At 45.5% G+C, this 14827-nt stretch carries 18 protein-coding genes and 1 rRNA gene; 16 read left to right on the top strand and 3 right to left on the bottom strand.

Features of this window, described 5'->3' with window-relative positions:
* Positions 1 to 64: 64 nt before the first annotated feature.
* From rpmJ to rpsI, 8 genes are all read left to right on the top strand, one after another.
* Positions 65 to 178: a 50S ribosomal protein L36 gene (rpmJ, locus tag MKY01_RS28145; RefSeq protein ID WP_003333770.1), complete on the top strand. Its 114-nt coding sequence runs from the start codon at positions 65 to 67 to the stop codon at positions 176 to 178.
* 20 nt (positions 179 to 198) lie between these two features.
* Positions 199 to 567 carry a 30S ribosomal protein S13 gene (rpsM, locus tag MKY01_RS28140; RefSeq protein WP_036607200.1) on the top strand — a complete coding sequence of 123 codons (369 nt, stop codon included), beginning with the start codon at positions 199 to 201 and terminating at the stop codon, positions 565 to 567.
* Positions 568 to 586: 19 nt separating this feature from the next.
* Positions 587 to 982 (top strand): 30S ribosomal protein S11, encoded by a 396-nt coding sequence (rpsK, locus tag MKY01_RS28135; protein ID WP_017692100.1) that lies wholly within the window; start codon positions 587 to 589, stop codon positions 980 to 982.
* 136 nt (positions 983 to 1118) lie between these two features.
* Complete coding sequence (locus MKY01_RS28130) at positions 1119 to 2063, top strand: DNA-directed RNA polymerase subunit alpha (protein WP_017692101.1); 945 nt, start codon at positions 1119 to 1121, stop codon at positions 2061 to 2063.
* Positions 2064 to 2097: 34 nt separating this feature from the next.
* The gene (gene rplQ, locus MKY01_RS28125) at positions 2098 to 2463 is read left to right on the top strand and encodes a 50S ribosomal protein L17 (protein ID WP_017692102.1); all 366 of its coding nucleotides are present in this window, start codon (positions 2098 to 2100) and stop codon (positions 2461 to 2463) included.
* Positions 2464 to 2622: 159 nt separating this feature from the next.
* Complete coding sequence (gene truA / locus MKY01_RS28120; RefSeq protein WP_076216861.1) at positions 2623 to 3396, top strand: tRNA pseudouridine(38-40) synthase TruA; 774 nt, start codon at positions 2623 to 2625, stop codon at positions 3394 to 3396.
* A 205-nt stretch (positions 3397 to 3601) separates the two neighbouring features.
* Positions 3602 to 4039, top strand: a complete 438-nt coding sequence (rplM, locus tag MKY01_RS28115; protein ID WP_024633564.1) for a 50S ribosomal protein L13 — start codon at positions 3602 to 3604, stop codon at positions 4037 to 4039.
* Positions 4040 to 4058: 19 nt separating this feature from the next.
* A complete protein-coding gene (gene rpsI / locus MKY01_RS28110; protein WP_017692105.1) occupies positions 4059 to 4451 on the top strand; it encodes a 30S ribosomal protein S9 in 393 nt (130 codons plus the stop codon).
* 399 nt (positions 4452 to 4850) lie between these two features.
* On the opposite strand, the gene MKY01_RS28105 is transcribed toward rpsI, so the two are convergent.
* A complete protein-coding gene (locus tag MKY01_RS28105) occupies positions 4851 to 5042 on the bottom strand; it encodes a hypothetical protein (RefSeq protein WP_100528519.1) in 192 nt (63 codons plus the stop codon).
* A 202-nt stretch (positions 5043 to 5244) separates the two neighbouring features.
* Here MKY01_RS28105 and MKY01_RS28100 point away from each other — a divergent pair, with 202 nt between their 5' ends.
* From MKY01_RS28100 to MKY01_RS28085, 4 genes are all read left to right on the top strand, one after another.
* Positions 5245 to 5937, top strand: coding sequence for a phosphoadenylyl-sulfate reductase (locus MKY01_RS28100; RefSeq protein WP_076320297.1), 693 nt, complete (start codon positions 5245 to 5247; stop codon positions 5935 to 5937).
* A gap of 23 nt (positions 5938 to 5960) precedes the next feature.
* The gene (gene sat / locus MKY01_RS28095) at positions 5961 to 7130 is read left to right on the top strand and encodes a sulfate adenylyltransferase (protein ID WP_282320144.1); all 1170 of its coding nucleotides are present in this window, start codon (positions 5961 to 5963) and stop codon (positions 7128 to 7130) included.
* A 68-nt stretch (positions 7131 to 7198) separates the two neighbouring features.
* A complete protein-coding gene (cwlD, locus tag MKY01_RS28090; RefSeq protein ID WP_036607212.1) occupies positions 7199 to 7954 on the top strand; it encodes an N-acetylmuramoyl-L-alanine amidase CwlD in 756 nt (251 codons plus the stop codon).
* A 79-nt stretch (positions 7955 to 8033) separates the two neighbouring features.
* Complete coding sequence (locus tag MKY01_RS28085) at positions 8034 to 9134, top strand: Mrp/NBP35 family ATP-binding protein (RefSeq protein WP_282320145.1); 1101 nt, start codon at positions 8034 to 8036, stop codon at positions 9132 to 9134.
* A gap of 88 nt (positions 9135 to 9222) precedes the next feature.
* On the opposite strand, the gene gerD is transcribed toward MKY01_RS28085, so the two are convergent.
* Entirely contained in the window at positions 9223 to 9972 is a 750-nt protein-coding gene (gene gerD, locus MKY01_RS28080) for a spore germination lipoprotein GerD (RefSeq protein ID WP_076254717.1), read from the bottom strand.
* A 125-nt stretch (positions 9973 to 10097) separates the two neighbouring features.
* On the opposite strand from gerD, the gene MKY01_RS28075 reads away from it, so the two are divergent.
* Complete coding sequence (locus tag MKY01_RS28075) at positions 10098 to 10730, top strand: KinB-signaling pathway activation protein (protein WP_047841115.1); 633 nt, start codon at positions 10098 to 10100, stop codon at positions 10728 to 10730.
* 98 nt (positions 10731 to 10828) lie between these two features.
* Here MKY01_RS28075 and pdaB read toward each other — a convergent pair whose 3' ends face one another.
* Positions 10829 to 11605: a polysaccharide deacetylase family sporulation protein PdaB gene (gene pdaB / locus MKY01_RS28070; RefSeq protein WP_036607219.1), complete on the bottom strand. Its 777-nt coding sequence runs from the start codon at positions 11603 to 11605 to the stop codon at positions 10829 to 10831.
* A gap of 122 nt (positions 11606 to 11727) precedes the next feature.
* Between pdaB and MKY01_RS28065 the strand changes: the two genes are divergently transcribed.
* The 3 genes from MKY01_RS28065 to MKY01_RS28055 all read left to right on the top strand — a co-directional run bounded on the left by MKY01_RS28065 (position 11728) and on the right by MKY01_RS28055 (position 14763).
* A complete protein-coding gene (locus tag MKY01_RS28065) occupies positions 11728 to 12345 on the top strand; it encodes a stage II sporulation protein M (protein ID WP_282320146.1) in 618 nt (205 codons plus the stop codon).
* Between the two features lie 155 nt (positions 12346 to 12500).
* Positions 12501 to 12731 (top strand): hypothetical protein, encoded by a 231-nt coding sequence (locus MKY01_RS28060; protein WP_017692114.1) that lies wholly within the window; start codon positions 12501 to 12503, stop codon positions 12729 to 12731.
* 479 nt (positions 12732 to 13210) lie between these two features.
* A 16S ribosomal RNA gene (locus MKY01_RS28055) occupies positions 13211 to 14763 on the top strand.
* Positions 14764 to 14827: the final 64 nt, after the last annotated feature.

Here is a 14827-nt window from a genome sequence, read left to right as displayed (position 1 = left end):
GTAGAACAAGGTCAATGCTTACGAAGAGGGTTTTGCTTAGCAAAACTTTGAGGAGGTAATTCACATGAAGGTAAGACCTTCGGTCAAGCCGATTTGCGAAAAGTGCAAAGTCATTCGCCGCAAAGGGAATGTTATGGTTATCTGTGAAAATCCGAAACACAAACAAAAACAAGGTTAAAGAAGGGGGTGTAGCGTAAAATGGCACGTATATCTGGTGTGGATTTGCCACGTGATAAGCGCGTTGAGATCGCCTTGACTTATATTTTCGGAATCGGTAAAACGACTTCCCAGAAAATTCTGAGCACAACAGGCATCAATCCGGACACTCGTGTTCGTGATTTGACGGAAGATGAAGTCAGCAAATTGCGTGAAAGTATCGATAAAGAGGTCAAAGTAGAAGGTGACCTGCGTCGAGAAATCTCTTTGAATATTAAACGTTTGACGGAGATCGGTTGTTACCGTGGAGTTCGTCATCGTCGTGGTCTGCCTGTTCGTGGACAACGTACGAAAACGAATGCTCGTACTCGTAAAGGTCCTCGTCGTACAGTAGCGAACAAGAAGAAATAATAAGGGGGGATAAGAGAAAATGGCTAAACCGAAAAAAGTCGTACGTACTAAACGTCGTGACCGTAAGAATATTGAATCTGGCGTGGCGCATATCCGTTCCACTTTCAATAACACTATCGTTACTATTACGGATCCTCACGGAAACGCAATTTCGTGGGCAAGCTCCGGCGGCCTCGGATTCAGAGGTTCCCGTAAATCGACTCCGTTTGCTGCACAAATGGCTGCTGAGACTGCTGCCAAAGCTGCAATGGAACATGGGATGAAAGCCGTTGAGGTTATGGTTAAAGGACCAGGCGCAGGCCGTGAAGCAGCGATCCGCTCTTTGCAAGCTGCTGGTCTTGAAGTTAACCTGATCAAAGACGTAACTCCAGTCCCGCATAACGGATGCCGTCCTCCAAAACGTCGTCGTGTCTAATGAGATTTGCCCCTGCGTGTGGTATATTTCCGGCACAATCTGCTAATAATGGTTGTTTAGGCATACTACTACATGTTTTCGCAAGAGAAGGTAAATGTTTCATAGAGGACCGACGTTTTGAAGGAGGGGTATTGCAGTGATTGAAATCGAAAAGCCGAAAATTGAGACGGTAGACGTCAACGATGATGGCACCTATGGGAAATTCGTAGTAGAACCGCTTGAGCGCGGATACGGTACGACGCTTGGAAACTCGCTTCGCCGAATCTTGCTCTCGTCACTGCCGGGTGCGGCAGTGTCTTCGGTTCAAATCGATGGCGTTCTGCATGAATTTGCTACAGTTCCTGGCGTAATGGAAGATGTAACGGAGGTTATTCTTAACCTGAAAGCTTTGTCGCTTAAGATTCATTCAGACGAGGAGAAAGTGCTCGAGATTGATGCTGAAGGCGAAGGAGCAATTACGGCTGGAGATATCCGTGCTGACTCCGATGTGGAAATCCTTAATCCGGATTTGCACATTGCTACGCTCGGACCAGGTTCGAGACTTCACATGCGTATTTTTGCCAATCGCGGTCGCGGCTACGTCCAGGCAGATCGGAATAAACGCGATGACCAGCCGATCGGCGTCATCCCAGTCGATTCCATCTTCACCCCGATCAGTCGCGTTAACTACGCTGTGGAAAATACGCGTGTCGGTCAAGTGACCAACTATGACAAGCTCACGTTGGAAGTTTGGACTGATGGAAGTATTCGTCCTGAAGAGGCTGTAAGCCTCGGCGCTAAAATTTTGACTGAGCATTTGATGCTCTTCGTGGGTCTTACAGACGAAGCGAAAGATGCAGAAATCATGGTCGAAAAAGAAGAAGACAAAAAAGAAAAAGTACTCGAAATGACGATCGAAGAGCTGGATCTCTCTGTTCGTTCCTACAACTGCCTCAAACGTGCCGGTATTAATACCGTGCAAGAGCTGACTACGAAAACGGAAGAAGACATGATGAAAGTCCGTAACCTCGGACGCAAGTCTTTGGAAGAAGTTCAAGAGAAGCTTGAGGAACTTGGTTTGGGACTCCGTACAGAAGAATAGACAGCCGAGTGCTTGAAGTGAAGGAGGGAAAACAATGGCATACCAAAAGTTGGGCCGTAATTCCAGCGCACGTAAAGCTTTGTTCCGTGACCTGGTAACCGACCTGTTCTTATACGAACGCATTCAGACAACTGAAGCGAAAGCAAAAGAGGTTCGCTCTATTGCTGAAAAACTGATCACTAAAGCGAAAAAGGGAGATCTTCATGCCCGTCGCCAAGTGGCAGCTTATGTTCGCCGCGAAACTATCGATGGTGAGCAAGATGCAATCCAAAAACTGTTTAGCGAATTGTCCGGTCGTTACGCTGAGCGTCCAGGTGGATACACTCGTATCTTGAAACTGGGACCTCGTCGTGGTGACGCAGCGCCAATGGTTTACTTGGAACTGGTAGACCGCGCGTAAAACAGATGAGATGAGGAAAGGGGACAGAATCAACGATTCTGGATTAACCCTTTTTTTCTCTTCATTTCGGAATTCGTGCTGTAATAGAAGCTCCGTAAGGGGCTTCTTTTGCTGTTCGGGATAGGGATATGTATAGTATGGAACAAAGGTGTGGTAATAATGCGAAACTTATGTATGACGTTAACTTATGATGGCACTGCCTATTACGGCTTCCAAGTACAGCCGGGTGGGAATACCATTCAGGATCATCTTGAAGATGCGATTCGTGCTTTAACCGGTGAGAAGGTTAAAATTACAGGTTCAGGCCGAACAGATGCAGGTGTTCACGCCCGCAGACAAATCTTCAATTTTCCTACGGAGTCCCAGATCCCGATTGAACGTTGGTGTATTGCACTCAACTCCAGATTACCCTCCGATATTGTCGTTATTGATGCGATTGAAGTTTCGGCTGATTTTCATTCTCGCTATGCAGCGAAAAAGAAAACGTATCGTTATACAGTCAATGCGAATCAATTTCCGGATGTATTCAACAGAAGACTGCAATATCATCATCATGCGAAGCTTGATATTATGGCAATGCAGGAGGGCTTACGACATTTCATAGGGACGTATGATTTTACCTCTTTTGCTTCACGCAAGTCTCAGAAAGAGAATCATGTCCGTTCGGTGTACGAAGCATGGATGGAAGTGGACCGATCAATGTGCAGAGACCATCCGCGCGATCAGGGTGTCATTCACATTTATGTGAGTGGTAACGGCTTTTTGCAGCATATGGTTCGTATCATTGTAGGGACACTGCTGGAGATCGGAGAGGGCAAACGGAAAGCCTCTGATGTACCAAATATGATTGCTGCATGTAATCGATCTGCTGCAGGACCTACTGCAGTTAGCTGCGGTTTAATGCTCTGGGATCTTGAATACAAAAAAGATTGAATTTGGTGAGTGAAAAGCTTAATTAACACTTGCGATTTAATCGCCTATCATGTAATATAAAAGTTGTGTTTTCTTAATGGCTTTCCCACAGCCCCAATTAAGAGTTTCACATCAAATTTACAATCCATCAACACCTAAAGTTATAACTTAACGAACGAAGATAAATGAAAATGATGATTTTGAACATTTTAAGGAGGAACTTTTCATGCGTACTACGTACATGGCGAAGCCTAACGAAGTTGAGCGCCAATGGCACATCATTGATGCTGAAGGCAAAACCCTCGGACGTTTGGCGAGCGAAGCAGCAGCTTTGATTCGCGGCAAACACAAGCCACAATTCACTCCACATGTGGACACTGGCGATTTCGTTGTTATCATCAATGCTGAGAAAATCGTATTGACTGGTAAGAAAATGCAAGGTAAAAAATACTACCGTCACTCAATGCACCCAGGTGGTTTGAAAGTAACTACAGCTGAAGAGATGGTTAAAAACAAACCTGAGCGTATGTTGGAATTGGCTGTTCGCGGTATGCTTCCTAAAACTCGCATGGGCGAGAAAATGAAGTTGAGACTTAAAGCGTACAGAGGCACTGAGCATCCACATGCAGCACAAAAACCAGAAGTTTACGAACTTCGCGGTTAATTAAAAGGAGGACAGTTTCATGGCACAAGTACAATACTATGGGACAGGTCGTCGTAAACATTCGGTAGCACGTGTTCGCCTTGTACCGGGTGAAGGACGCATTGTCATCAATAAACGTGATATTAATGAATACTTCGGTTTGGAAACACTCAAACTGATCGTAAAACAACCACTGAACTTGACAGAAACGCTCAACAACTATGACGTTCTTGTTATTGCTCATGGTGGCGGAATCTCCGGTCAAGCCGGCGCAATCCGTCATGGTATCTCCCGCGCTCTGCTCAAAGCAGATCCGGAATACCGTGCATCCCTGAAAAAAGCAGGATTCCTGACTCGTGACCCACGTATGAAAGAGCGTAAAAAATACGGTCTTAAAGCGGCTCGTCGCGCACCTCAGTTCTCCAAACGTTAATATTAAAAGCCTTTGGCCTCGGTCAAAGGCTTTTTTATATATTCATGAATATTACGCCATATATTATATTAGTTTGTGCGATAGCTCTCATATCTCTGATGTCTCTCCCCGTGCTTGTGCATTTTTCCTTCATTGCCTTTTCATTGTGCTCTTAATGTCCCTCAATACAGTCCTATAATCTGTACGTTGATACATCTACATATCACTGAACCTCTCTAATCGTTTAGATCATTGAATACTCTCATACCCATCGCTCACCACACATTTTATAACAGCTCCTATAAAATCATCGATTAGAACTCACGCCGGATTTTTTGAATGCACTAGGCTTAATGTTTTTGCACTTAATTCTTTATTGCAAACCTTATCAGTATTTCTTATGGAAACGATAAAAGTCCCTTACATATCAACAGCTAAAATCCGCAAAGCTGCTCCCCTTAAAACTTTAGCTTTTCTTCCTTCAACTTCAATCGCCCAGTGATTTTTTGATGTTGTTCTTGACGACAAGAACTGTCCAAACCCAGTAACAGCAAAGGTTTCCCAGGCTAAGCGTTGTATTTTTACCTGTCTAATGACCTGGGCCAATATCATTGTTTTTATCTCATTAACAGAGAAATGGATAAATTGAACCAAAATATTGTGTAATAGCGGCAATCAAAAAGGGTTAAAAACTGATTTATTTTACCATATGGCAGGCATTGACATCCCCAATGAAAGATTTATACTAAACATAATTCATATTAGATTAGTCGGCTTTAGGTGTATTGAAATGCAGAATGGGGGAAATTCACAGATGAACTTGTTGGAGAAAGAAGATTTGGCACGGACGAAGGCAGAGGAACTGGAACATGCCAGTCCAGAGGATATTATTCGGTATGCTATTGAAACATTCCCAAATATCACTTTTGCATGTAGCTTTGGTGCAGAAGATGTTGTACTTGTAGATATGGTGCAGAAAATCAGCCCATCCACAGATATTTTTTATCTGGATACAGATTTTCACTTTAAAGAAACATACGAAACACGTGATAAGATGCAGGAGAACTACAATCTTGAATTTGTACGTGTGTCTCCTAAGATTACTCCGGAAGAGCAGGCAGCTGAGCACGGTGAAGAGTTGTGGAAGTCTGATCCCAATGGGTGCTGTAACATTCGCAAAGTCGAACCGTTAACACGTATTCTTTCTCAGTATGATGCATGGATCACAGGTATACGTAGAGATCAAGCACCAACTCGTGCAAACTCAAAGAAGGTTGAATATGATTCCAAATTTGGCCTGATGAAGTTTAATCCGATTGCACACTGGACGACTGAGGATGTATGGCAATATATTCGTGACAATAACGTTGTATATAACCCTCTTCATGATCAGAACTACCCAAGTATTGGTTGTGAGCATTGCACACGTCAAGTGATGCCTGGAGAGGACCCACGTGCCGGACGCTGGTCTGGTAATGATAAAACGGAATGTGGCCTTCATAAATAATAGATATACAAGGAGCTGACAAGATGACATCGATTCTGCCTCATGGAGGTACGTTGGTTCAACGTATCGTACAAGGAGAAGAACGGGAGCAATTGTTACAAGACAGTAAAAACTTATCCTCTTTGCGTATTAATACCTGGACAATATCAGATTTGGATCTAATTGGTGTAGGTGCGTTCTCACCACTTCAAGGTTTCTTGAATGAGGAAGATTACCTTTCGGTGGTGTCTCGCATGCGTCTCGCCGATGGAACAGTCTGGAGTATACCGATTACACTTGCTGTTGACGATAAACAAGCCGCATCCCTACAGATTGGTGAACGTGTGAAACTTGTTGGTGACCAAGATGGAGTCACTTATGGATTGCTCGAAGTCCAAAGTATATACCAGGTGGATCAGGGTGAAGAAGCCCGGCGTGTATTCAAAACAGATGATCCCGAGCACCCGGGCGTTAAAAAACTTTTGGAGCGTCCTGCAACATACGTAGGAGGTCCAATCCAAGTGTTGAACCGTCCAAAACCTTCGAAATTTGAGGAATTCTATTATGATCCTGCAGATACCCGGAAGATTTTTCAGGAGAAGGGTTGGAAGACCGTAGTTGGTTTTCAGACACGTAATCCGGTCCATCGGGCTCATGAATACATTCAGAAGAGCGCTATGGAGATTGTAGATGCACTCTTCCTGAATCCGCTTGTTGGAGAGACAAAGTCGGACGATGTTCCCGCAGATGTTCGGATGAAGAGTTATCTGGTATTACTGGAGAACTATTACCCGGCTGATCGTGCGTTTCTTGGTGTGTTCCCCGCAGCCATGCGGTATGCCGGTCCACGTGAAGCTATTTTCCATGCGATGGTTCGCAAAAATTACGGGTGTACCCACTTTATTGTTGGTCGTGACCATGCGGGTGTTGGTAATTATTATGGAACATATGAAGCACAGGAGATCTTTACTAACTTTACAGCAGAGGAACTGGGGATTACTCCGTTGTTCTTCGAACATAGTTTCTTCTGTACCAAATGTGGAAACATGGCATCCAGCAAAACTTGCCCACATGATAAAGAACATCATATGGCGCTTTCCGGCACCAAAGTACGCGGGTTGCTCCGTGACGGCCAGTGCCCTCCACCTGAATTTACACGTCCTGAGGTAGCTGAGGTACTGATTGAAGGAATGGCGGAGCAAGTCCGCTCCTAGCGGTATAATTGTCCATCTTGTCCCATATAGATGATTAGAGTCATTTATAGGGACGAGGTGGTTTTTTTATGCGTAAAAATATGGGGAAACACTTTGTAGTCTGGATTAGGCTAAAAACAATCAAAAGGGTCATGCTGAGTCTCTGTCTACTGGCCATGTTAGTGGCGGTAATGTCCTATGAACTGCCTTCCGCTAAGACGTCAGGTTATTGGAGTTTGCCGATGGCGGGTAAAGTCATTGCCATTGATGCAGGACACGGAGGTCCAGATGGAGGAGCGGTAAGTAAACAGGGGGTTATTGAAAAAGATATCAACCTGTCTATCGCCCTGTATGTGAGAGATTATTTGCAACAGGCAGGGGCCTTAGTGGTTATGACACGAGAAATAGACACTGATTTGGCGGAATCGGACACCAAGGGGTACTCCAAACGCAAGACGGAAGATCTGAAACAAAGAGTACGACGGATAGAGGATAAGCAAGCAGATCTCTTTATCAGCATTCACATGAACAGTGTCCCATCCAACCGATGGAGTGGAGCGCAGGTTTTCTATACAACTAACCATCCGGATAACGAAGGTTTGGCTAATCTGCTTCAACAAGAGATGGTTCGTAATCTGGAGAATACAGATCGAATCGCCAAAACGGTGAATACGGTTTATCTGTTACAGGCTCTGAAGATCCCTTCAGCGCTGGTAGAAGTGGGTTTCCTTTCTCATCCGGAAGAGGCACGTATGCTTGCTGACGAAGCTTATCAACGCAAGGTAGCTGCATCGATCTATAATGGAATTCTCAGATATTCCTCAGGAGAACGGCCTAAAAGTTAGTCAGAACAAGAAAGGTAATGATATAATTGGATCAGCATACCTAATTACATGCCAATAGATAAAGCTGAGGTGCTGTCTGATGTTATCAAAAGAACAGATACTTGAACTATTACAGCCATTACAAGAACCACAATTGGGAGTAAGTCTGACCGAACTGGAATGGTTTCGAGATATTATGGTGAAAGAAAATCATGTGGCTCTGACCATAGTGACACTCGAAAATCGACCTGAGGATACAACAGCTTTGAGTGATGCAGCGCGTAATCTGTTGTCCCAGCACGGACTGAAGGATGTACATATTCGTGTGCGTGCAGCTTCTGAGCATGATCGTGAGAGCCTGAATATGGGACAACCCGATAATGAGCCAGATCGGGACGAAGTGCTCGTAAAAGGTCACGCAGCGGGTCTGGATGGACATGAGCTGTTAAGTCCTGAATCAGGTGTTCGTTTTATTGCTGTGGCCAGTGGTAAAGGTGGCGTTGGTAAATCAACGGTAACCGTTAATCTGGCTGCAGCCTTGGCACGTCAAGGCAAGAAAGTGGGCTTAATTGATGCGGATATCTATGGCTTCAGTGTACCCGACATGATGGGGATTGAAGAATATCCGGTCGTTGAGGATGGCGTTATTCAACCGGTTGAACGTTTTGGCGTCAAAGTCATGTCGATGGGCTTCTTTATTCGGGAGAACAACCCGGTAATCTGGCGTGGACCCATGCTAGGTCGGATGCTTCGTCAATTCTTTACGGATGTCCAGTGGGGCGAATTGGATTATGTATTACTGGATTTGCCACCAGGTACGGGAGATGTTGCTTTGGATGTGCATCAGATGTTGCCACAGAGTAAGGAAATCATCGTTACCACGCCGCATGCAACGGCAGCTTTTGTCGCAGCACGTGCGGGTGCGATGGCCATTCAGACCGATCATGAGTTACTTGGTGTGGTTGAGAATATGGCGTATTATGAGTGTGGCAGTTGCGGAGAGAAGGATTATGTCTTTGGTCGTGGAGGCGGGGGAAGACTTGCGGAAAGTCTGCATACAAGCCTGCTTGCCCAGATTCCATTAGGCACGCCGGATAATCATCCTTCCGAGCCTGATTTCTCACCTTCGGTTTACAAAGCAGATTCCCGTATAGGGGCTATCTACGATGAAGTTGCCCGGTCCATTGAATCCAAATTCTAATGGTATGAGTGTTATAAATACAAATAAAGCCTGCGTCCATTTGGATGCAGGCTTTTCAGTATCTGTGGTGCGTATTAACACCTACTGTTTATGATCCGCCGCCCGAATCTCCACTGCTTCCACCATCTCCGCCATCACCACCACCTTCGCCCTGACCCTCTTGCTGTCCGCCTTGCTCTTGCCCCTGTTGTCCGCCACTTTCTACTTTGGGTTGTAATTCCTCCTGCACAACCTTTTTAAGCAAAGTGAGTACTTCCATACGGAACAACGGGTTTTGCATCACTTCCTGCATGACAGTCATCGTCTGTTTACGATAATCGGGAGTCTTCGTCATATCCATGAACATCTTGGATACCTCAGGTGACTTCATGATGTCTTCAACAGACTTTTGATATGTGGGATCTTTAATCAATTGCATATGAAGTTGTTTACTTTGTGCGTTGATCACTTTGGCAAATTCACCCGCAAACTGCGGATCGGTCATGATCTTTTCGAATTCCTTCTTATATTCGGGAGCTGTGATGGTATCTTTTACTGCAATACGTATTTGTTCCGAAGATTGCACAGGCATTAACATTTTCATACCAATGGATCCTGAAGCACCACCCGAACCGCCGCCTTCTTCAGAACCGCTGCTTCCGCTGGATGAGCTTTGACCTGTAAGAGCTTCCTCCACCGCTTTCTTGCCTTCATCACTTTTCAAAATATCTACAACCATTGTTTTCATCTCTTTATAACTGCCCTGAGGAGGCGAAGAACTCTGATCTGAACCGCAGCCGGCAAGCATGACGGATAGCCCCAGTACGACACAGCATAGCTGCCACAAAGGCCGTTTCATGTGTACAATCCCTCCTTGATTAGATACTGGATGTAGTATGTGATGGGAAAGGGGGAAATATGTTGAGCAATGATGGTTTTTTGCTGAGAAGGTTGGTAAAATAAACACTCGGGGGTGGAAAACTTTTGAATTTACGTAGATGGTTTTTCCTGTTTTGGACAGCCTTGCTTATTGGGGCAGCGGGAGCATTGGGTACAGGATTGATTATGATGCTGGTGAACGGGGAGAAAACAAATGGATTGAATGATTTTCTTCTGTATCTTTTGATCTTATTTGGATCAGGGGTTATGATCAGCGTGTATTCACAAATGGGTTTCTTTGCATATCTGATATTGAATTATATGGGTAAAGGTGTATTTCCAAAGCGCGGTTGGCAGATCGTGCAGATTGTACTAACGGTGTTAGCCCTGCTTGACGTGATGTTTTTACGCCTGTTTGTTGGGGGAGACCGGGAGCGTATATCGGATATTGTGTTAGGTATCATTATTTTGGCAGCTGCAATTGTTACCGCTTACGTTAAAGTAAAGCTGACTCATATCTCCGCGCTTGTACCTACACTCTTTTTCATGATTGCCGTCACCATAGTGGAGACGATCGGCGTATTACGTATTGATGTGAATGCTGCAACCATATTTATTGTGGTTCCCTTGCTCCTATGTAATGCATACCAAATGCTGATATTACACAGGCTGGTGGATGTATCGACGAACCGGAGTGTAAGTGGAAAGGCAGAACAGTTGAAAGAAAGCCGAGCATAGAATTCATTTTGCATAAAAAACATACCAAAAAGAGCTAACCTGGTTAGCTCTTTTCAACTTTTAAGCACCTATTTGAGCTATAGCTCATAATTGAGTAATCATTGACCGCTGGCTTGGTCACGAACTTCCTTACCTTCCACACTGGAATGGTTGAGCAACTCAGACACGGTAACAAATTCATAGCCCTGATTTTTCAACTTGTCGATAATTACAGGGAGTGCTTCATGCGTTTGTTTGGAGGAATCGCTTGCATGCAGCAGTACGATGTCCCCTGGATGTGCCTTGCTTACTACGCGATCAACAATGGTCTGTACACCAGGGTTTTTCCAATCCAAGGAGTCGGTATCCCACTGCACAACCTGATAATTCAGACTATTGGCTACCTGAAGCACTCGCTTGTCAAAGTCCCCGTTGGGCAGACGTAGTAATTTCGGTTCTTTTCCCGTTAAATCGGTTAAAATGCTATGAGCTGTCGAAATTTCTTTGCGAATTTCTTCTTCAGTCAGGCTGCTGTAGTTCTCATGTCTGTGACCATGGCTGCCAATTTCATATCCTGCCTCTTTGATGGCAGTAACAATTTCGGGGTGTGTCTTACTCCAGGGGGAGGAAAGGAAAAAGGTTGCCTTCTGCACTTTATTCTCCTGAAGAACTTTCAGAATTGGCTCCGTCCGTTTATCCCCCCAGCTAATGTCAAAGGTGAGTGCGATTACCTTCTTCTCGGTTGGAACGCTGTAGACGGCGGATGGTGCTTCCTCCGAGAATACGGAGACATTGCCTCTCTCCAGATAGATAATACCGATCGCAAAGATGGCAGCAACGAGGACAATCAGGTACCGTTTAATCTTTTTGCCGCTAAATACATAGAACGAGTTCATTTCAATAAGCGCCCCTCTCCCATAAGAAATGCTTGTTTACTCTCCAATGTATGCTCGTACTGCCCAGTTATTCGTCACTGATCCTTGTTTGTCCATCATTTTAGATTCTACAGGAGGTTATTATGTTAAAATTCAGTACATTTCTTAAAGATCTTGGTGCCATCCGCAGTGCATTAATCTGGTCCGTAGTTTTGTTTGCTGTTGGTATAGGGGCAGGGTGGGTGAGTACAGGGCCGCTGGAAGAACTGTTGTTGAACCAAATCGGAGGATTACGTGAAGTCAGTGAACGGCTGGAGCAGGGGGGCAATGTGCAATGGAACTTCTTTCTGTTCATCTTTTTCAATAATGCCATCAAAAGTGTACTTGTCATCTACGCCGGTATATTCTTCGGAATTCTGCCTGTCATCTTCCTGCTGATCAATGGGATGGTCCTTGGATTTGTGGTGCACACCACGATGAATTATGGAGCAAGCTTCTATGATATTGTGGTTAAAGGTTTACTTCCGCATGGAATTATTGAGATTCCGGTCATAATTATTGCTTGCGCCTTCGGACTGAAGTTTGGTGGTCTGGTTATCAAAAGCCTTGCACAACTTGGAAGTGACAAGCGAAATATGATGGGTACCCGGTGGAGAGCATTCATGAATAGGACGTTAACGGCATCCTTCTGGGTTGTCATCTTGCTTCTTGTTGCAGCAATCATCGAAAGCACACTTACGTATACTCTGGTGAGAGGATAAAATTTTGTGATGGTTGGCATTCATAAATTTTCAGAAAGTTGACCATAACAATAAAACGGGTTTCAGCAGCACCCACAAAAGCGAGAATGCACGGGGTGTTGCATGAAACTTGTGTAAGTGTGATAAAGAGGCTATGCACAAAAAGGAGAACTCTAATGCTGGGTATGTTGTTTAACGAGAAGGAATGCAAGGAACTAGACTATGTGCTGCGTAAAGAATTAGATGAGATGCTTTTCGATCTAAGTGATAATCGTCTTGACCAAGAGATCAAATATGCTATCGCGAGCCGATATAAGACTGTGTTCCGCATGTATGCACGCTTTGCCCCGCCAAAAGAGTTGTCCAAGTACGCCAGAGGTGGGAAGCTGAAAAAGTCGAAGCCATAATGCTGAAGCTGGTCATATATTCGATTTACAGTAGTGGAAGGGAGGTGCGGCTCTTCATAGCGGGTGCTGTACCTCTGAACTATGAGAATGTGAAATTGCTGAGGGGTTCATACTTTTTGTCGAAAAAGGGTTGACCTTTCTAATTTCATATGGTAAATTAATTTTCGTTCCTTTTTTAGGAGCGGTTCACGGAAACAAGCATGAAAATAAAGCGATTGAAAATAATCGAAAAAATAATGCTTGCAAAGAGAACTTCAACATGATATATTATAAAAGTCGCCGCTGAAACGACGACAACATGAAAAACAGCAATAAATTGAATGTTTGATCTTTGAAAACTGAACAACGAGTGAGTAAACATTCTGCTTGCAGAATGAATGCGAAAGTTTGAAACAAGCCTTGGCTTGAATCGACTGGAGCACAAATGAGATTTTTAATCTCGTCAGATTCAAAATGAGCTTATCGCTCTTTTCAATACTTTATTGGAGAGTTTGATCCTGGCTCAGGACGAACGCTGGCGGCATGCCTAATACATGCAAGTCGAGCGGACTTGAAGAGAAGCTTGCTTCTCGGATAGTTAGCGGCGGACGGGTGAGTAACACGTAGGCAACCTGCCCTCAAGTTTGGGACAACTACCGGAAACGGTAGCTAATACCGAATAATTGTTTTCTTCGCCTGAAGGAAACTGGAAAGACGGAGCAATCTGTCACTTGGGGATGGGCCTGCGGCGCATTAGCTAGTTGGTGAGGTAACGGCTCACCAAGGCGACGATGCGTAGCCGACCTGAGAGGGTGATCGGCCACACTGGGACTGAGACACGGCCCAGACTCCTACGGGAGGCAGCAGTAGGGAATCTTCCGCAATGGGCGAAAGCCTGACGGAGCAATGCCGCGTGAGTGATGAAGGTTTTCGGATCGTAAAGCTCTGTTGCCAGGGAAGAACGCTTGGGAGAGTAACTGCTCTCAAGGTGACGGTACCTGAGAAGAAAGCCCCGGCTAACTACGTGCCAGCAGCCGCGGTAATACGTAGGGGGCAAGCGTTGTCCGGAATTATTGGGCGTAAAGCGCGCGCAGGCGGTCATTTAAGTCTGGTGTTTAATCCCGGGGCTCAACCCCGGATCGCACTGGAAACTGGGTGACTTGAGTGCAGAAGAGGAGAGTGGAATTCCACGTGTAGCGGTGAAATGCGTAGATATGTGGAGGAACACCAGTGGCGAAGGCGACTCTCTGGGCTGTAACTGACGCTGAGGCGCGAAAGCGTGGGGAGCAAACAGGATTAGATACCCTGGTAGTCCACGCCGTAAACGATGAGTGCTAGGTGTTAGGGGTTTCGATACCCTTGGTGCCGAAGTTAACACATTAAGCACTCCGCCTGGGGAGTACGGTCGCAAGACTGAAACTCAAAGGAATTGACGGGGACCCGCACAAGCAGTGGAGTATGTGGTTTAATTCGAAGCAACGCGAAGAACCTTACCAGGTCTTGACATCCCTCTGATCGATGCAGAGATGTATCTTTCCTTCGGGACAGAGGAGACAGGTGGTGCATGGTTGTCGTCAGCTCGTGTCGTGAGATGTTGGGTTAAGTCCCGCAACGAGCGCAACCCTTATATTTAGTTGCCAGCATTTCGGATGGGCACTCTAGATAGACTGCCGGTGACAAACCGGAGGAAGGTGGGGATGACGTCAAATCATCATGCCCCTTATGACCTGGGCTACACACGTACTACAATGGCCGGTACAACGGGCTGCGAAATCGCGAGATGGAGCCAATCCCAACAAAGCCGGTCTCAGTTCGGATTGCAGGCTGCAACTCGCCTGCATGAAGTCGGAATTGCTAGTAATCGCGGATCAGCATGCCGCGGTGAATACGTTCCCGGGTCTTGTACACACCGCCCGTCACACCACGAGAGTTTATAACACCCGAAGTCGGTGGGGTAACCGCAAGGAGCCAGCCGCCGAAGGTGGGATAGATGATTGGGGTGAAGTCGTAACAAGGTAGCCGTATCGGAAGGTGCGGCTGGATCACCTCCTTTCTATGGAGAATCGTTTCCTGCAACGGAAACATTCAAATACGCAGGTTCTTAGAACCTGCAACAG

The sequence above is a fragment of the Paenibacillus sp. FSL R5-0486 genome, from assembly GCF_037975155.1.
GTDB classification, from domain to species: domain Bacteria; phylum Bacillota; class Bacilli; order Paenibacillales; family Paenibacillaceae; genus Paenibacillus; species Paenibacillus amylolyticus.
The sequence above is the reverse complement of the archived record's forward strand: the minus strand, read 5'-3'. Positions and strand labels throughout refer to the sequence as shown.

Excerpts from the sequence above, each read along its gene's own strand:
- rplQ (WP_017692102.1), top strand. The coding sequence starts at position 2,098 with ATGGCATACCAAAAGTTGGGCCGTAATTCCAGCGCACGTAAAGCTTTG.
- gerD (WP_076254717.1), bottom strand. The coding sequence starts at position 9,972 with ATGAAACGGCCTTTGTGGCAGCTATGCTGTGTCGTACTGGGGCTATCC.
- MKY01_RS28065 (WP_282320146.1), top strand. The coding sequence starts at position 11,728 with ATGTTAAAATTCAGTACATTTCTTAAAGATCTTGGTGCCATCCGCAGT.
- rpsM (WP_036607200.1), top strand. The coding sequence starts at position 199 with ATGGCACGTATATCTGGTGTGGATTTGCCACGTGATAAGCGCGTTGAG.
- truA (WP_076216861.1), top strand. The coding sequence starts at position 2,623 with ATGCGAAACTTATGTATGACGTTAACTTATGATGGCACTGCCTATTAC.
- rpsK (WP_017692100.1), top strand. The coding sequence starts at position 587 with ATGGCTAAACCGAAAAAAGTCGTACGTACTAAACGTCGTGACCGTAAG.
- MKY01_RS28100 (WP_076320297.1), top strand. The coding sequence starts at position 5,245 with ATGAACTTGTTGGAGAAAGAAGATTTGGCACGGACGAAGGCAGAGGAA.
- rpmJ (WP_003333770.1), top strand. The coding sequence starts at position 65 with ATGAAGGTAAGACCTTCGGTCAAGCCGATTTGCGAAAAGTGCAAAGTC.
- sat (WP_282320144.1), top strand. The coding sequence starts at position 5,961 with ATGACATCGATTCTGCCTCATGGAGGTACGTTGGTTCAACGTATCGTA.
- pdaB (WP_036607219.1), bottom strand. The coding sequence starts at position 11,605 with ATGAACTCGTTCTATGTATTTAGCGGCAAAAAGATTAAACGGTACCTG.
- MKY01_RS28060 (WP_017692114.1), top strand. The coding sequence starts at position 12,501 with ATGCTGGGTATGTTGTTTAACGAGAAGGAATGCAAGGAACTAGACTAT.
- rplM (WP_024633564.1), top strand. The coding sequence starts at position 3,602 with ATGCGTACTACGTACATGGCGAAGCCTAACGAAGTTGAGCGCCAATGG.
- MKY01_RS28085 (WP_282320145.1), top strand. The coding sequence starts at position 8,034 with ATGTTATCAAAAGAACAGATACTTGAACTATTACAGCCATTACAAGAA.
- MKY01_RS28105 (WP_100528519.1), bottom strand. The coding sequence starts at position 5,042 with ATGATATTGGCCCAGGTCATTAGACAGGTAAAAATACAACGCTTAGCC.
- rpsI (WP_017692105.1), top strand. The coding sequence starts at position 4,059 with ATGGCACAAGTACAATACTATGGGACAGGTCGTCGTAAACATTCGGTA.
- cwlD (WP_036607212.1), top strand. The coding sequence starts at position 7,199 with ATGCGTAAAAATATGGGGAAACACTTTGTAGTCTGGATTAGGCTAAAA.